Raw genomic sequence first — 14,716 nt, 5'->3', positions numbered from 1 at the left:
GCGTCGCTCAGCCTACCGTCGAGGGGAATGAGCATGCGCAGCGCGGCGTTGTGCTCGGTTGCCGAGCCTCGGCTCCCCGTCGCGATCCGTTTCGTGGCGTTCGTAGGCGTCGACGATGTCGGAGACCAATCGATGGCGCACGACGTCGCTGCTGTCGAGCTTCGCGAAGTGGATATCGTTGATGCCCGTAAGGATTTCGGATGCCGCCCGTAGTCCCGATCGCGCACCGCCCGGCAGGTCGACCTGCGTGACGTCTCCGGTGACAACGATCTTGGATCCGAATCCGAGTCTGGTGAGGAACATCTTCATCTGTTCGGCCGTGGTGTTCTGCGCCTCGTCCAGGATGATGAACGCGTCATTCAGGGTGCGACCACGCATGTACGCCAGTGGCGCTACTTCGATGACCCCGGCTGCCATCAACTTCGGAATGGCTTCGGGATCCATCATGTCGTGCAAGGCGTCGTGCAAGGGGCGCAGGTACGGATCGATTTTCTCGTGCAACGTGCCGGGCAGGAATCCCAACCGCTCGCCCGCCTCGACGGCCGGACGCGTCAGGATGATGCGTGAGACCGACTTGGACTGTAAGGCCTGCACAGCCTTGGCCATCGCAAGGTACGTCTTACCGGTGCCTGCCGGCCCGATGCCGAAGACGATGGTGTTCTCGTCGATCGCGTCGACGTAGCGCTTCTGGTTGAGCGTCTTGGGACGAATTGTCTTGCCGCGCCGCGACAAGATGTCGAGCGAGAGCACCTCGGCCGGGGACTCCCCGACCTCGTTGGTGAGCATGCCGATGGTTCTGCGGACGGCGTCGGGTGCGATGGGCTGTCCGCGCCTGGCCATCACGGCCAGCTCGGCGAATACCCGCTCCGCGAGGGCAACGTCGGCCGGTGTTCCGGACAGTGTGATGGTGCCGCCACGAACGTGAATATCGGCAGAAAGCTCACGTTCGATCGCGGTGAGGTTTTCGTCCGTCGATCCCAGGAGTTGACGCACGGTCTCCGGCGCCAGGTCCATACTCGATCGGACGGTGCGCTCTGCGGGCAGAGCGCGCTCGGTAACGGTGGATGTACGGTTGCCGCCGAACTCACTGTGTTCACTCACGTGGAGAATATGGCCTGCTTCCTGGTCCGAAAGAGCCCGCTCGACCCGAGGGCTCCGATACTTCGAAGTCTAGCGCCCGAGTCCGACACCGCCCACTTGTTAATCCCCGGGCGCAACGGGCGGCACTGACTTTCGGATCCATTTCCAGGCGTCCGCGACTATCTCCGCACTGCGGTCCGGGCTGATCCCGACCAGGACGAGACACACGATCGCGAAGGACTCTCCCGAGTCCGTGATCACCCCACTGTTTGCCTGGTCGAACAGCGTGATGGTCACCGATTCGGTCATCGCAACCAAGGTTTCGGCCGGCAGATAGGTCGAGAAGATACCTTCCCTCTGGCCTTGCTCGACAACTCTGATGCTCAAGGCGCGAGCGGGTTCCATCAGGTCGAGGATGCGCTGCTCACCCAATTCTTTTCGGGCGAAACTGAGCAGCACCCGGAACCGATCTCCCACCGGCCAGGCCAACAACGCCAGCACGGCGGTCGCAAGTTCCGGGTTCTCTGGCGGCTCCCCCGCGCGACTCAATGCCGCCACCAGATCAGCGGACGCCTCGTCCACGATTCCGTTGATCAGGGCGTCACGGCTCTCGAAGTGTGCGTACACGGTCCGCCGCACGACGCCGGCGGCTTTTGCGACGTCGTCCATGCTGGCGTCGGGATCGACTGCAAATGCTGTGATCGCCGCTTCGATGATGCGACTGCGGTTCGCCCGCGCCTGACTGCGTCGCTGCCGCGTTGCCGGCACAGCAGTTCCCGATTCCGTCAACGCGTTGTCCACCTTCCTCGTGTGATCTACATCAATGATAGTTGCACAATGGTGTGCAAGTTATTAACTTACACAGCACTGTGCAAATAGATCAGAAACGGAGTCGCGCCATGACAACACTCGTGAGCAAACCGGTCACAAAAATGGACCAGCCGTATCCACGGCGATGGGCCGCGCTCGGGGTGCTGTGTCTGAGCTTGCTGATCGTGGTCATGGCCAACACGGCACTGATCGTCGCGGCGCCGGACATGACCCGCGACCTCGGACTCACCAGCACACAACTTCAATGGGTCATCGACGGCTACACGGTCCCCTACGCCGCGTTGATGCTGCTGTTCGGCGTGATCGGCGACAAGTACAGTCGTCGCGGTGCACTCCTCGCCGGACTCGCGGTGTTCGCCGGCGGCGCAGTCTTCGGCAGCATTGCCGACACCACCACCGCCGTCATCGCGGCCCGCATGATCATGGGCGTCGGTGCCGCGATCATCATGCCCGCGACGCTGTCACTCCTGGTCGCGACCTTCCCGAAATCCGAACGCTCACGCGCTATCGCAGCGTGGGCAGCCACCTCGGGTCTTGCCATCGCGCTCGGCCCTCTGCTGGCCGGATGGATTCTCGAAAGTCATTCCTGGAGTGCCACATTCCTGATCAACGTTCCAATCGCAGCAGTTGCGGCCCTGGCCGCCGTATTCCTGGTGCCGCCGAGCAAGGCCGAGCACCTCGGTCGCATCGACTGGATCGGCGGCGCGCTGTCGGTCGTCACCATCGGCGCACTTGTCTACTCGATCATCAACGGCTTCCACTTCGGTTGGACCTCAGGACCCATCAGCGCAGCAGTGCTTGCCGCACTCGGCCTCGCGATGTTTGTCGTCTGGGAACTGCGTCATCCCCAACCGCTCCTCGACGTCCGTAAACTCGGTCAGCGTGTGGTCGGCGGCGCAACACTTGCCGTACTGCTTCTGTTCCTGGCCGCATTCGGCGCTATCTACTACATCTCGCAGCAATTCCAGTTCATTCTCGGATACGGAGCACTCGAGACCGGTGTCCGTCTGTTGCCCTTGGCAATTGCCGTGTCGATCGGTGCGGTGGTCAGCGGCCGGATCACCCCGCTGATCGGTGTACGCGCATCCATCGTCGGTGGCATGCTCATCGCTGCGATCGGCGTCCTCATCCTCACGCAGGTGGACGGTGACTCCGGCTACTGGATGTTCGCGGTCCCGCTGATCCTGCTCGGTCTCGGCATCGGCCTCAGTGAACCACCGGCCACCGACGCCATCATGGACAACTTCTCCGAGGACGATCTTGGTGCCGCCGGCGGTCTCAACGACACTGCCATCGAACTCGGCGGTTCACTCGGAATTGCCATCCTCGGCTCGATTCTGGCTGCAAGCTACAAAGATTCGATTGCCGGATTCATCGGCGGAATGCAGGTCCCGCAACTGACCGGCGAACTGGCCGAGCAAGCCGCCTACGCACTCGAAGTATCCGGAGAATCCGTCGGCGGCGCTTCCCTGGTCGCCCAAGAGATGGCCCACAATCCATTGGCCGCGGCTCGAGCGCAGCCGCTACTCGACGCAGCCGGTGCCGCGTATGCCGACGCGATCTCGGCCGCCAGTTGGGCGGGCGGCCTCGCATTGCTCGTCGGCGCGATCGTGGTCGCGTTCATCCTGCCGCGCAAAAAGGCTCTGGTATCAGTGTGACGTAGCCGGTGGGTCTTCCAGAACCAGTTCACGGGAGACCCTCCAGGACTCGGCCCCGGGCGAGAGAAATGCATCGTGCCCCTCGCTCTCGACCACACGCAATGCCACGGGATCACCGGCTGCCTGCGCCGCTTTCACGTACCGCGCACTGACCTTGGCCGGGACTTGCAGATCATCGCTGCCCGTCACACACACGACGGGGACGCCGATCGGCAACCGATGTTGCGGCGACGCACTCCGATACAGATCCGGATCCGATTCGAAGGGGATGCCGAAAAGATCCTCGATGTAGCTGATACGTCGACCGCGCTCGGCTGCCGACGCGAGATCCAGTGCAGCGGCCTGCGCGACAACGCGCTCCGGGCGCGTGAACACGTCCTTCTCCCCCGCCAGCCAGACCGCGAGGTGCCCACCGGCGGAGTGCCCGACAAGGCGAACCTGCGTCAGGTCGAACACGACGCCGGAAGCTTCGGCCACAATCCCGGGAATCGCGTCGTACGCGGTTTTCACGTCTGTGGACATCTCCGGCCAGCCGCCGCCGGCCCCAAGGCGCCGGTACTCGATGTTCCAGACCGCCACACCAGCTCGCGCGAGTTCGACGGCAAATGCAGTGCCGAGATTCAGTCCGTATTGCCCGCTCCAGAATCCGCCGTGGATTTGCATGACCACAGGAACTGGGCCGTCAACGGTATCGGGAACGTACAGATGACCGAACTGCTGACCGTGGGAACCGTAGGAGATCTTGATCCGAGACACCAGGAAAACCTAGCTCAGGCGAGGGCGCTGCCCGCGGCCCACTCTGCCCAGGACACGGTCCAGTCGCCGTTCTGCCACACCTCGAGCGGAGCGCCACCGGTGTTCTTGATCTCGACAACGTCACCGGGCTGCGCGAAGTCGAAGAACCATTTGGCATTGGCCGCACTGAGATTGAGGCAACCGTGTGACGTGTCGGTGTTGCCCTGAGCCCAGACGGTGCTTTCCAACTCGTGCAGATAGATACCGTCGGTGCTGATACGCGTCGCCCAGTTGATGGTCTCCTTGTACCCGAGCCGCGAGTTGATGGGCAGACCGTACGTGGACGAATCCATGATGACCGGGTTTGCCTTGTCCATGACGGTGTACGTGCCTGGCTGTGTCCAGAAGGACAGTGTGGTGTCGCCGATGGTTTCGGTTCCACCCATGCCCATGGACGTCGGCATTTCCTTGATCACCTGACCGTTTTCGTACACGGTCACCATCTTGGTGTTGTCGTCGGCAATGGAGATGTGAGAGTCACCGATCGTGAAGGCGACGGTGTCGTCCTGCTCGCCGTACAGACCCTTGCCTAACTCTTTGCCGTAGATGTTTGCGCTCACCGACACCGTGGTTCCCGGCGTGTAGTACTCCTGCGGGCGCCAGTGCACGTTCTGGCTGTCCACCCAGTACCAGGATCCGGTGACCGGCGGATTGGTCGTCACCAGTAGCGACTTCTCGGCAGCGGCCTTGTCTCCGATCGATTCGTCGAAGTGAACCGCAACGACGGTGCCGACGCCGTATGTGCCGCCCTCGGAGATCGACGCGCCGCCGGTCGTGTTGATGTATGCCCGCGTTTGATTGCTCGGGGCGACGGTGGTGAGCGTCGTATTCTTGGTTGTGGCAACACCATTCGAGTCGACTGCGTCGACAACCAGGTCGTAGGACTTGCCGTAGCCGAGTGGCTCACTCGGCTTCCACGCGGTCTTGTCCGGCGTGATGATTCCGGCGACGTCCTTACCCTCAGGGTTAGTGAGGGTGACACTGGTCAAAGTGCCTTTGGCGACCTCGACGGTGATGGGGTCGAGCGGGTTGATCGGAGTGCCGCCTTCTGCAGGCGACACCGAGATGACAGCGACGCTGGTTGCCGTGGTGGCAACAGCACTCGCAGCCGGATCGGCCTTGTCGTCAGTGGATACGGTGCACCCCGCAGCCAGCATCATTGCCGCGACGGCAGCCACCGCGCCTGCAACTCGCTTGTGCGCACGTGAGCGCATCATTCCTCCTGAGATTTCCGAACGAACCCGCGGAACGCCGCCGGGCAATTCAACGATAGTGGTCATGGCTGACACTTCGCTGAGCGCAAGGTCTCAATTGGCTTCAGATCACATACCGATCAGTGCAGCGGTCGTGGTCCCCAGCGATCGGTCAGAACACCGATGGCCCCCAATGCAACTGCGCCGGCCGTCGAGGTTCGCAGCACAGTCGGGCCGAGTAGCACGGGGGTTGCGCCCGCCTCCGAGAGTGCAGCGATTTCCGAGTCGTCGAGCCCACCTTCAGGTCCGACAACCAGAAATACTTCTTCCGCACTTGCCAGGGGAAGTGCCGCCAGCGCAGTGGTGGCCGACTCGTGCAGAACAGCTACCACGGCGCCGCGCGCAACGGCTTCGCGAACCACCGCGACAACAGCCGCGGTCTTGTGCAGCTCAGCGATCTCCGGAACAAATGCCCGGCGCGACTGCTTGGCCGCCGACACCGCGGCACTACGCCAACGAGCGACGCCTTTGGTGAGCTTCGCGCCTTCCCATTTGGCGACGCACCGCAGTGACTGCCACGGAATGACGGTATCGATACCGGCCTCGGTGGCCAACTCGACAGCCAACTCGGAACGCTCCGCCTTCGGCAATGCCTGAACGAGTGTCACCAGCGGCTTCGGTTGCTCGAGTACCTGTACGTCACTGACCAGAAGTTCCAAGCGGTCTTTCCCGGCTGCGGTCACCTCGGCGTCGGCGACGCGGCCACGGCCGTCAGCCAGTACAAGGCGCTCACCGACACCGATCCGGCGGACGGTCGCCGCATGGCGACCCTCCGGACCGTCCAGAACCGCAGTCTCACCGACGCCCGGAACGGGGTCGAGGAAAAAGACCGTCGCAGCCACTGTCAGCGGCCGCTGAATGCTTCGCGAAGACGCGAGAACAACCCGCCACTGTTCTGCGACCCGGTGGAGACAACTTCGGCCTCGTCACGATCGCGGAGCAACTTGAATTCCTTGAGCAACTTGGACTGCTTGTTGTCGAGGCGGCTCGGGATAACCACTTCGAGGTGAGCGTGGAGATCGCCGCGCGTACCGGACCGCAACTTCGGCATACCGTGTCCGCGAACAACGGCGACGTGACCGGGCTGAGTTCCCGGCTCGATGACGATTTCCTTGGGGCCGTCGATGATGGTGTCAACGGTGACCGTCGTACCCAGCGCCGCATCGACCATGGGGACACGAATGGTGCAGTGCAGATCTTCGCCGTCGCGGACGAAGACCTCATGCTGCTGCTCGACGATCTCGACGTACAGGTCGCCGGGATGTCCACCGCCGGGGCCGACCTCACCCTGCGCGGTCAAACGGATACGCATGCCGCCTGCAACACCCGCCGGAACCTTCACGGTGATGTCGCGCTTCGCGCGCACGCGGCCGTCGCCACCACACTTGTGGCACGGATCGGGAATAGTCTCACCGGCGCCGCGGCACGTGGGGCACGGACGCGACGTCATGACCTGGCCGAGGAACGAACGCTGGACAGACTGCACTTCACCGGCGCCGTTACACGTCTCGCAACGGACAGGCTTGGAATCACCGTTCGTGCCGGCGCCCGTACAGCTGTCACACAGAATCGCGGTCTCGACGGTGACGTGCTTGCTGACGCCCGTCGCACATTCTTCGAGAGTCAGTTTGGTGCGCAGCAGGGAATCAGCACCGGGTTGCACGCGTCCGCGAGGTCCACGGCCTGCGCCACCGCCGCCACCGAAGAACGCTTCGAAGACGTCACCGAGGCCGCCGCCACCGAATCCACCGCCGAAGCCGCCACCGCCGCCCCCACCGGATTCGAGGGGATCGCCGCCGAGGTCCACGATGCGACGCTTCTCCGGATCGGTGAGAACCTCGTACGCCGTCGAGATCTCCTTGAACTGGGCCTGCGCTGCCTCGTCCGGGTTGACGTCAGGGTGCAGTTCGCGAGCCAGCTTGCGGTATGCGCGCTTGAGTTCCTGATCGGTCGCGTTCTTGTCGACGCCGAGCAATCCGTAGTAATCCCGTGCCACGTTTTTTCTCTCGTCCTTCTCTTACTTCTAGTTTTCCTCGTACCTCACGAAGAGGAACGTCGGCCTGCGGCGACGCACGTCATCGTTCGGAGAGGACTTCGCCGATGTATCTGGCAACGGCGGCAACCGATGCAATTGTTCCCGGATAGTCCATCCGAGTGGGACCGAGCACACCGACACCACCGAAAACGGTACCGGCCGCACCGTAGCCCGTCGAAATCACGGAGGTCCCGCGCATTTGCTCGACCTGAGTTTCTTCACCGATCCGGACAGTGACCATCCCGGCGTTCTGGGTCGATGCCAGCAGTTTCAGCACCACCACCTGCTCTTCGAGCGCTTCGAGAACCGCCCGCAACGAGCCTGGGAATCCGGCCAGGCCGGAGAAGTCGGATGCGTTGCGCGTCAGGTTGGCCGTTCCACCGAGGACAAGACGCTCCTCGGGATGCTCGACCAGCGTCTCGACCAGGATCGTCGCGGACCGGACAACGGCGTCGCGCAGATCGTCGGGAGCCTCGTCGGCCAGTTCGGAGACGGCGATGGACGCTGCTGCCAGGCGCTTGCCTTCCAGCGCGCCGCCCAGCAGTGCACGCAACCTGGACAGATCCTCGTCCACCAGAACGTCACCCAACTCGACGATGCGCTGATCGACGCGCCCGGAGTCGGTGATGAGAACGAGAAGCAACCTCGCCGGGGTCAACGCCACCACTTCGAGATGACGGACCGACGACGCCGAGAGTGTCGGGTACTGAACTACGGCTACCTGCCGGGTCAATTGAGCCAGCAGACGCACACCGCGTCGCAGCACGTCGTCGAGGTCGACGCCGGATTCCAGAAATTCCAGAATGGCGCGGCGCTCGGGCCCGGACAGCGGTTTGACGTCGGCTATGCGGTCGACGAACTCACGGTATCCCTTGTCTGTCGGCACGCGCCCAGAACTGGTGTGGGGTTGGGCGATGTAGCCCTCGGCTTCGAGAAACGCCATGTCGTTGCGCACGGTGGCACTCGACACACCAAGGTTGTGACGCTCGACCAGAGCCTTCGATCCGACCGGATCCTGCGTGGAAACGTAGTCCGCGACAATTGCGCGCAGAACCTCGAATCGCCTGTCGTCGGTACTCGACATCGTTGCGACCTCCGTTTCCCGCGCGCTGTGTGCACTGATCTCAACTGGCAGTCTAATCGCCCGAGCGCCAGTCTCGGGTGGTGGCCTTACTGTGGAGTCATGATTTTCAAGGGCGTGATGGACGGCAAGCCGTATCCCGACCACGGACTGTCCCTTCGTGACTGGTCCAAATTTCCGCCGCGTCAGGTCCGGCTCGACGAGATCGTGACCACCACCAAGGTCCTCGAGCTTGACCGCCTTCTGTCGGAGGATTCCACGTTCTACGGCGATCTCTTCCCACACGCCGTCCAGTGGAAGGGCACCTTGTACCTCGAAGACGGCCTGCACCGGGCGGTGCGTTCAGCACTGCGGAATCGTGTCGTTCTCCATGCGCGAGTCTTCGACTACGACGCGATGCCCGGAATCATCGAAGGTTCGCACTAACCGATCTGCAGCCACGCGAGCAAGGCGCGCTCAGCCTGGCCGGGCCACGTTCCGGCCAGGGTGAGTTCGCCCAATTCAGCGCCGGCGTCGATCACTCTGAACACCGTCAGTTCCAACGTCCCGGATGTGATCGTTGTTGCCGAACCCATCGTTGTTGCCGAACCCGCGGTGGAGCAGTTCACCGCCCCGATCGACGGAACGTCTCCGGACCCGCTACCCAACACATGTGTTGTGACCTCACGGGCATTGCCGGGGTCAGCGAACTCCAGCGCCGCTTCGGTTCCTCCGGTGACGATGGTCGTTGCCAGTGCGCGGACGTACACCGGATCGCAGCACGCGTCGTACACCCAGCGCTGCCCCAGGACGGAATGGTCCATGGTGGAGACCAGGAAGGCTTCCGCCCCGGCGAGTGGAGCACCTCGATACGTGAGCGGGATCTGGAGAACCGCTCCGTCGGCAGTGCGGAGCAGATGCGTCTCGATGCCGACCTCGCCGTCCGGATCATCGAAGCGGTACGCGTCGATGTGCTCGAGGCTCGAGGTATCGGCGGATCCGACCCACGGTTGCCCCGGCACCCAAGCCCTGAGCAGTTCGATCTTCGACGGATTCAATTGCGCACTGTGTATGAGGGCCACGCAGGTGAGGTTACTGCGACAGCGCGGTTACTGCGATGACGAGTAGCGTCGCACTGCAATCGGGATCGCGACCGCTAGCAGCACCGCAGTCCACCCGAACGCCGCGGCAACGGGATGCTGCATGGGCCACGATGCATCGGGCGCAACACTGGTACCCGAACCGAACAGCTCACGCAGCGCCGCGACCACCGCACTGACGGGATTCCACTCAGCCACCGTTGCAACAACACTCGGCATGGTCTCGGTGGGGACAAAGACGTTCGAGAGCATGATCGTCCCGAAGATCAGCGGGGCGAGCTGTTGGAGCATCTGCTCGTCCCGGATGGCACTGCCGAGCACGATCCCGAGCCAGGCGAGTGCCCACCGGAATGCGACGAGCAGCACGATCGCAAGCGCCACGTCTGTGGCCGACGCGTCGATCCGCCATCCCGACAGATACCCGACTCCCGCCATAGCGACCAAAGCCACTGCGCCGGTGACGGTTTCCGCCAGTGCCAGACCCGCAGGCATAGCAACAGGATGGATGGGCAATGCGCGAAGTCGGTCGGTCAGGCCGCTGTGCAGATCGGCATTCACTGTCGAAGCGGTGACCACCAAGCCCATCGACGCAACAAGGACAAGTACACCCGGAGTGAGGTACGACCGATACGCGGCCCCGTCGGCGCCACCGGACAGCGCACCACCGAAAACGAAACCGAACAACAGCATCATGCCAAGGGGCGCAGCAAGAGTCACTGCAACCAGTGCGGGCGCGTGGCGATACACCGCAACGATCCGCATGAACAGGATTCGGGTGCCGGTGAACGCCGAGACGGCACTTCGAGTGGGCGTGGTCATGCGGAAATCCTCTCGCTGGTGTGGCCGGTGAGGGCCAGGAAAGCGTCGTCGAGTGTTGCCCGGCGACGCCCGATGTCCTGCACGGCAATTCCGGCGTCGTCGAGCGCCCGCAGTATCGGCAGCAGCGCGATCGACTGCCCGCCGAAGGCAAAGGACAGTTCCGTCGCCGAATCGTGAGAAGCACCTGGCCGGCCGCCGAATCGCCCGACAATCTCAGCGACCTCACCACATCGGTGCCCGTCGGCGATCACCACGTCGAGACCTGTTCCCACAGCCTCGACGATCCCGTCCGGGGTTCCGGCAGCAACTACTTTTCCGGCGTCGATGATGGTGACGCTGTCCGCCAGCTTGTCGGCCTCGTCGAGGTATTGGGTGGTCAGTACGACGGTCGTACCGTCGTTCACGAAACTTCGTACGTATTCGTAGATTTCGTGTCGGCTTCGGGGATCGAGACCCGTCGTCGGTTCGTCGAGGAACAGAACGGCCGGGCGCACCACCATTCCCGCGACGATGTCGAGTCGCCTTCGCATGCCGCCGGAATACGTCTGCACCTGCCGGTCGGCAGCATCGAGGAGTTCAAATCTTTCTAGTAGTTCCCCCACATGCAGACGCGCAGCCTTAGCCGCATATCCATTGAGCCGAGCAAACATAGCGAGATTCTCGGCGCCGGTCAGACGAGGATCCACGGCATGAAATTGTCCGACCAGTCCGATGTTCTTCTTCACCTGCGCGGCGGCCAGGACTGTGTCGAAACCGAGAACACGAGCGCTGCCCGCACTGGGCCGCAACAGCGTGGCAAGCATCCGCACGATCGTCGTCTTGCCGGAACCGTTCGGTCCGAGCAACGCATGAACAGTCCCCGCGGGGACGCTCAGATTCACACCGTCGACCACCGTGCGTTTCCCGTAACACCTGGTGAGTGATTCCGCTTCGATAGCCGGCATGTCTACCTCCTCAATTGGGAACACTGTTCGCAATTAGAGAATAGACAACTGCGAACAGTGTTCGCAACTACTGAAGTGGGGCATGCTTGGTGCTATGACCAACGCCGGACCACCGGCCTCGCTGTGGCTGCGAGGCGAGGACACCAAACGAGGACCCCGCCCGGCTTACACGCTGGAACAACTTGCCGACACCTGCGTCCGAATCGCCGACGACCAGGGGCTCCGCGCAGTGTCGATGCGCGGTGTCGCACAAGAACTGGGCACGGCCGCCGCGTCGTTGTACCGGTACGTCAACGGCAAGGACGACCTGATGGCACTCATGGCCGACTCCGTCGGGGCCGAATACGACTACCCGCCACTGACCGGAGACGTGCGCACCGACGTCCTCGCCATCGCCGTGCAGTCGCGGGCGATTCACCGCCGACACCCTTGGCTCAGTCAGATCCAGCCGACCGGCCTCGGCCCGCAGTCGATGCGCTACCTCGACCAGATGGTCGGCGCGCTGTCACCGACCGGCCTGAGCGCACCAGCGACGATGACCGGAATCGCACTACTCACAGGCTGGGTTACCAGCTTCGCAGCGCAAGAATCTGCGGGAATGTCCGCCCGCTCCTCTGCCAACAGCGGGGCCGAACACATCGGCGCACTACTCGCCCACGGCGACTATCCGCACCTGGCGGCACTGTATGCGAGCACCGATATCAGCACACCCACAACAGAATCAGCACCCACAACAGAATCGATAGACAACAACACGGCATTCGAAGCCGGAATCGACGCACTACTGTTCGGCATCGCCCCGAATAATTGAGCCCCCACCACCACATCGCAGTGGCCAGTTTCGTCCACACGCACATAGTGGCCAAAAATGGCCCTAAATAATGCGTGCTTTTGACCCAACTGTCCGTTATCTTTGCTCAGTGGTTACCGACGGTGCCACACCGCCCCTGTGCGGGATTTTGCCGCAGAGAGGCACAGCCATGGTTCACCGGCGCCGATTACGCCCTGTCAGTCGTTTACAGGGTCTCGCCGTCGTATTGACTGGAGGTGTGCTCACTCTTGCTGCTGTGACAATCGCTGCGGCCGGACCAGATGACATGCCGGTCGAACCACTCGGAAACGTGGCCTCCTGGGGATGGGACGGCTCCGCCCTCGCCGCAAAGACCCCTCGAGGTAGTGGCTTCACCGCCTACGCCGAAGGCGGCAGCCATTCGCTGGCGCTGAAATCCGACGGCACCATCACATCTTGGGGAAACGACGGCTCCAAGCTGGTCACGAACACCCCCACCGGTAGCGGCTTCACCGCCATCGCCACCGGCACCTACCATTCGGCGGCACTGAAATCCGACGGCACCATCACATCCTGGGGCTGGGACACCTACAAACAGGTCACGAACACACCTACCGGCAGCGGGTTTACCGCCATCGCCGCCGGAGACAGCCATTCGGTGGCGCTCAATGCCGACGGCACCATCGTCTCGTGGGGAGACGACGGCTTCAACCAGGTCACGAACACCCCCACTGGAAACGGCTTCACTGCCATCGCCGCCGGCAACTACCACTCGGTGGCATTGAAATCCGACGGCACCGTCGTCTCCTGGGGAGGCGACAGCCACCGGGTGGTCACCGGCTCTCCTCGGGGCAGCGGTTTTACTGCGGTCGCCGCCGGCGCACACCATTGCGTGGCACTGAAATTCGACGGCACCATCACCTCGTGGGGCTGGGACAACGACAAGCAGGTCACGAATACGCCCAGGGGTAGCGGCTTCACCGCCGTCAGTGCCGGCGCGAACCATTCATCAGCCCTGAAAGCCGACGGCACCATCGTCTCGTGGGGAGACGACAACTTCACTCAGGTAACGAACACCTACCCGAAGTAGCCGCTCAGGTCAGTACCGTGCGGATGACGGCGTCGGCAAGTAGCCGACCACGATCGGTCAGGATCAGATGGCCGTCGTCGACGATCGCCAAACCGTCGACAACAACCTGATCGGCCGAATCACGTTCGGACACAGTTAATTCCGATAACGGCAGGCCGGTGCGCAACCGTGCGGTCAGCATCACCCGCTCCATGTGAATGTCGTCGGCGGACAGTTCCTCACTGCCACCGACGGGCAGTTCACCCTGTGCGAGTTGCTCCGCGTAGCGCGCCGGGTGCTTGACGTTCCACCACCGCACTCCGCCGACGTGACTGTGCGCGCCGGGACCGGCACCCCACCAGTCGCCGCCGTCCCAGTAACCGAGGTTGTGACGGCAACGGGTATCCCCGGATTCGACTGTTTCCGTCTTCGCCCAATTGGAGACCTCGTACCAGGACAATCCAGCCTCGGACAGCCGCGCGTCGATCCGTTCGTACCGCGACGCCAACACATCGTCGTCGGGCGCGGGCAATTCACCACGGCGAACCTTGCGTGCCATCGCAGTGCCGTCCTCCACGATCAGCGCATAGGCCGAGACGTGATCGACGTCGGCGGAAAGAACTGCATCCAAGGAAGCATCGAGATCAATATCCCGCTCCCCCGGCGTTCCGTAGATCAAGTCGAGGTTCACGTGCGCAAACCCTGCCGCGCGCGCCTCTTTTGCGGCCGCTACTGCCCGGCCCGGTGTGTGCGTGCGGTCCAGGATCTTGAGCACATGCTGGGCCGCCGACTGCATACCGAGAGAAATTCGCGTGAAACCGGCGCTGCGCAGGGCGTCGAAAAACTCCGGCGACGTCGATTCGGGATTCGATTCCGTCGTGACCTCGGCGCCGGGAGCCAGACCGAAACTGCTCCGTACTGCCTCGAGCACCTCGGACAGACCGTCGCCGCCCAGCAGCGACGGGGTTCCGCCACCGACAAACACCGTCTCGGCCGCCAGTGCTCCGGTCATCTGCGCCGCGAGGTCGAGTTCGCGTTTGAGCCCTTCAAGCCAGGACTGCGGCGACGCCGAGGTCCCCAACTCGCCCGCGGTGTACGTGTTGAAGTCGCAGTAGCCACATCGCGTCGCACAGAACGGGACATGGACATAGATCCCGAACGGCCGCGTCCCGACGCCCTCGAGCGAGCGAGCGGGCAACACGAAGGGGGTTGTAGCGGTGACATTCACTCCACCAGTCTCCCAGCATCGCGCGTGCCGACCTATTCGCCGACCTGGCCGGAC

The 14,716-nt window shown here is 63.1% G+C and carries 15 protein-coding genes; 4 read left to right on the top strand and 11 right to left on the bottom strand.

Annotated elements, in window-relative coordinates:
- Positions 1-12: 12 nt before the first annotated feature.
- Together C7T36_RS17935 and C7T36_RS17930 are read right to left on the bottom strand one after the other, a co-directional pair.
- Complete coding sequence (locus C7T36_RS17935; RefSeq protein ID WP_033232988.1) at positions 13-1,101, bottom strand: PhoH family protein; 1,089 nt, start codon at positions 1,099-1,101, stop codon at positions 13-15.
- Between the two features lie 99 nt (positions 1,102-1,200).
- Positions 1,201-1,881, bottom strand: coding sequence for a TetR/AcrR family transcriptional regulator (locus C7T36_RS17930; RefSeq protein WP_045066997.1), 681 nt, complete (start codon positions 1,879-1,881; stop codon positions 1,201-1,203).
- A gap of 98 nt (positions 1,882-1,979) precedes the next feature.
- On the opposite strand from C7T36_RS17930, the gene C7T36_RS17925 reads away from it, so the two are divergent.
- Positions 1,980-3,569, top strand: coding sequence for an MFS transporter (locus C7T36_RS17925; protein ID WP_045066996.1), 1,590 nt, complete (start codon positions 1,980-1,982; stop codon positions 3,567-3,569).
- Here C7T36_RS17925 and C7T36_RS17920 read toward each other — a convergent pair.
- From C7T36_RS17920 to hrcA, 5 genes are all read right to left on the bottom strand, one after another.
- Entirely contained in the window at positions 3,561-4,325 is a 765-nt protein-coding gene (locus tag C7T36_RS17920) for an alpha/beta hydrolase (RefSeq protein WP_045066995.1), read from the bottom strand. The genes C7T36_RS17925 and C7T36_RS17920 overlap by 9 nt on opposite strands.
- Before the next feature lie 14 nt (positions 4,326-4,339).
- Positions 4,340-5,578, bottom strand: coding sequence for an Ig-like domain-containing protein (locus tag C7T36_RS17915; RefSeq protein ID WP_045067894.1), 1,239 nt, complete (start codon positions 5,576-5,578; stop codon positions 4,340-4,342).
- A gap of 119 nt (positions 5,579-5,697) precedes the next feature.
- A complete protein-coding gene (locus C7T36_RS17910) occupies positions 5,698-6,459 on the bottom strand; it encodes a 16S rRNA (uracil(1498)-N(3))-methyltransferase (protein WP_045066994.1) in 762 nt (253 codons plus the stop codon).
- Positions 6,460-6,461: 2 nt separating this feature from the next.
- Positions 6,462-7,613, bottom strand: a complete 1,152-nt coding sequence (gene dnaJ, locus C7T36_RS17905; RefSeq protein ID WP_033232981.1) for a molecular chaperone DnaJ — start codon at positions 7,611-7,613, stop codon at positions 6,462-6,464.
- A 79-nt stretch (positions 7,614-7,692) separates the two neighbouring features.
- The gene (gene hrcA, locus C7T36_RS17900; RefSeq protein ID WP_033232979.1) at positions 7,693-8,736 is read right to left on the bottom strand and encodes a heat-inducible transcriptional repressor HrcA; all 1,044 of its coding nucleotides are present in this window, start codon (positions 8,734-8,736) and stop codon (positions 7,693-7,695) included.
- 99 nt (positions 8,737-8,835) lie between these two features.
- Here hrcA and C7T36_RS17895 point away from each other — a divergent pair, with 99 nt between their 5' ends.
- Positions 8,836-9,159, top strand: a complete 324-nt coding sequence (locus C7T36_RS17895; RefSeq protein ID WP_033232977.1) for a type II toxin-antitoxin system VapB family antitoxin — start codon at positions 8,836-8,838, stop codon at positions 9,157-9,159.
- Here the strand turns inward: C7T36_RS17895 and C7T36_RS17890 are convergent.
- From C7T36_RS17890 to C7T36_RS17880, 3 genes are read right to left on the bottom strand one after another with little or no spacing between them, the layout of a single operon-like run.
- Positions 9,156-9,794 (bottom strand): hypothetical protein, encoded by a 639-nt coding sequence (locus C7T36_RS17890; protein ID WP_045066992.1) that lies wholly within the window; start codon positions 9,792-9,794, stop codon positions 9,156-9,158. The two genes, C7T36_RS17895 and C7T36_RS17890, sit on opposite strands and share 4 nt — an antisense overlap.
- 27 nt (positions 9,795-9,821) lie before the next feature.
- On the bottom strand, positions 9,822-10,631 hold the full coding sequence (locus C7T36_RS17885) for an ABC transporter permease (protein ID WP_045066990.1): 810 nt from the start codon (positions 10,629-10,631) through the stop codon (positions 9,822-9,824).
- A complete protein-coding gene (locus C7T36_RS17880; protein ID WP_045066988.1) occupies positions 10,628-11,575 on the bottom strand; it encodes an ATP-binding cassette domain-containing protein in 948 nt (315 codons plus the stop codon). The genes C7T36_RS17885 and C7T36_RS17880 overlap by 4 nt, the downstream gene beginning before the upstream one ends.
- 94 nt (positions 11,576-11,669) lie before the next feature.
- Between C7T36_RS17880 and C7T36_RS17875 the strand changes: the two genes are divergently transcribed.
- Together C7T36_RS17875 and C7T36_RS17870 are read left to right on the top strand one after the other, a co-directional pair.
- Positions 11,670-12,386 carry a TetR/AcrR family transcriptional regulator gene (locus C7T36_RS17875; protein ID WP_239654708.1) on the top strand — a complete coding sequence of 239 codons (717 nt, stop codon included), beginning with the start codon at positions 11,670-11,672 and terminating at the stop codon, positions 12,384-12,386.
- Between the two features lie 256 nt (positions 12,387-12,642).
- Positions 12,643-13,455 (top strand): hypothetical protein, encoded by an 813-nt coding sequence (locus C7T36_RS17870; RefSeq protein WP_162487738.1) that lies wholly within the window; start codon positions 12,643-12,645, stop codon positions 13,453-13,455.
- A 4-nt stretch (positions 13,456-13,459) separates the two neighbouring features.
- Here C7T36_RS17870 and hemW read toward each other — a convergent pair whose 3' ends face one another.
- On the bottom strand, positions 13,460-14,662 hold the full coding sequence (gene hemW / locus C7T36_RS17865; protein ID WP_045066983.1) for a radical SAM family heme chaperone HemW: 1,203 nt from the start codon (positions 14,660-14,662) through the stop codon (positions 13,460-13,462).
- Positions 14,663-14,716 lie beyond the last annotated feature (54 nt).

Source organism: Rhodococcus sp. AD45-ID, assembly GCF_003023755.1.
Taxonomy (GTDB): domain Bacteria; phylum Actinomycetota; class Actinomycetes; order Mycobacteriales; family Mycobacteriaceae; genus Rhodococcus_F; species Rhodococcus_F globerula.
This window is presented reverse-complemented; position numbering and strand designations above follow the sequence as displayed.

What these genes read in the sequence shown, in the direction of transcription:
- C7T36_RS17925 (WP_045066996.1), top strand. Translation starts at nt 1,980, where the DNA reads ATGACAACACTCGTGAGCAAACCGGTCACAAAAATGGACCAGCCGTAT.
- C7T36_RS17915 (WP_045067894.1), bottom strand. Translation starts at nt 5,578, where the DNA reads ATGCGCTCACGTGCGCACAAGCGAGTTGCAGGCGCGGTGGCTGCCGTC.
- hrcA (WP_033232979.1), bottom strand. Translation starts at nt 8,736, where the DNA reads ATGTCGAGTACCGACGACAGGCGATTCGAGGTTCTGCGCGCAATTGTC.
- C7T36_RS17895 (WP_033232977.1), top strand. Translation starts at nt 8,836, where the DNA reads ATGATTTTCAAGGGCGTGATGGACGGCAAGCCGTATCCCGACCACGGA.
- C7T36_RS17885 (WP_045066990.1), bottom strand. Translation starts at nt 10,631, where the DNA reads ATGACCACGCCCACTCGAAGTGCCGTCTCGGCGTTCACCGGCACCCGA.
- C7T36_RS17880 (WP_045066988.1), bottom strand. Translation starts at nt 11,575, where the DNA reads ATGCCGGCTATCGAAGCGGAATCACTCACCAGGTGTTACGGGAAACGC.
- C7T36_RS17875 (WP_239654708.1), top strand. Translation starts at nt 11,670, where the DNA reads ATGACCAACGCCGGACCACCGGCCTCGCTGTGGCTGCGAGGCGAGGAC.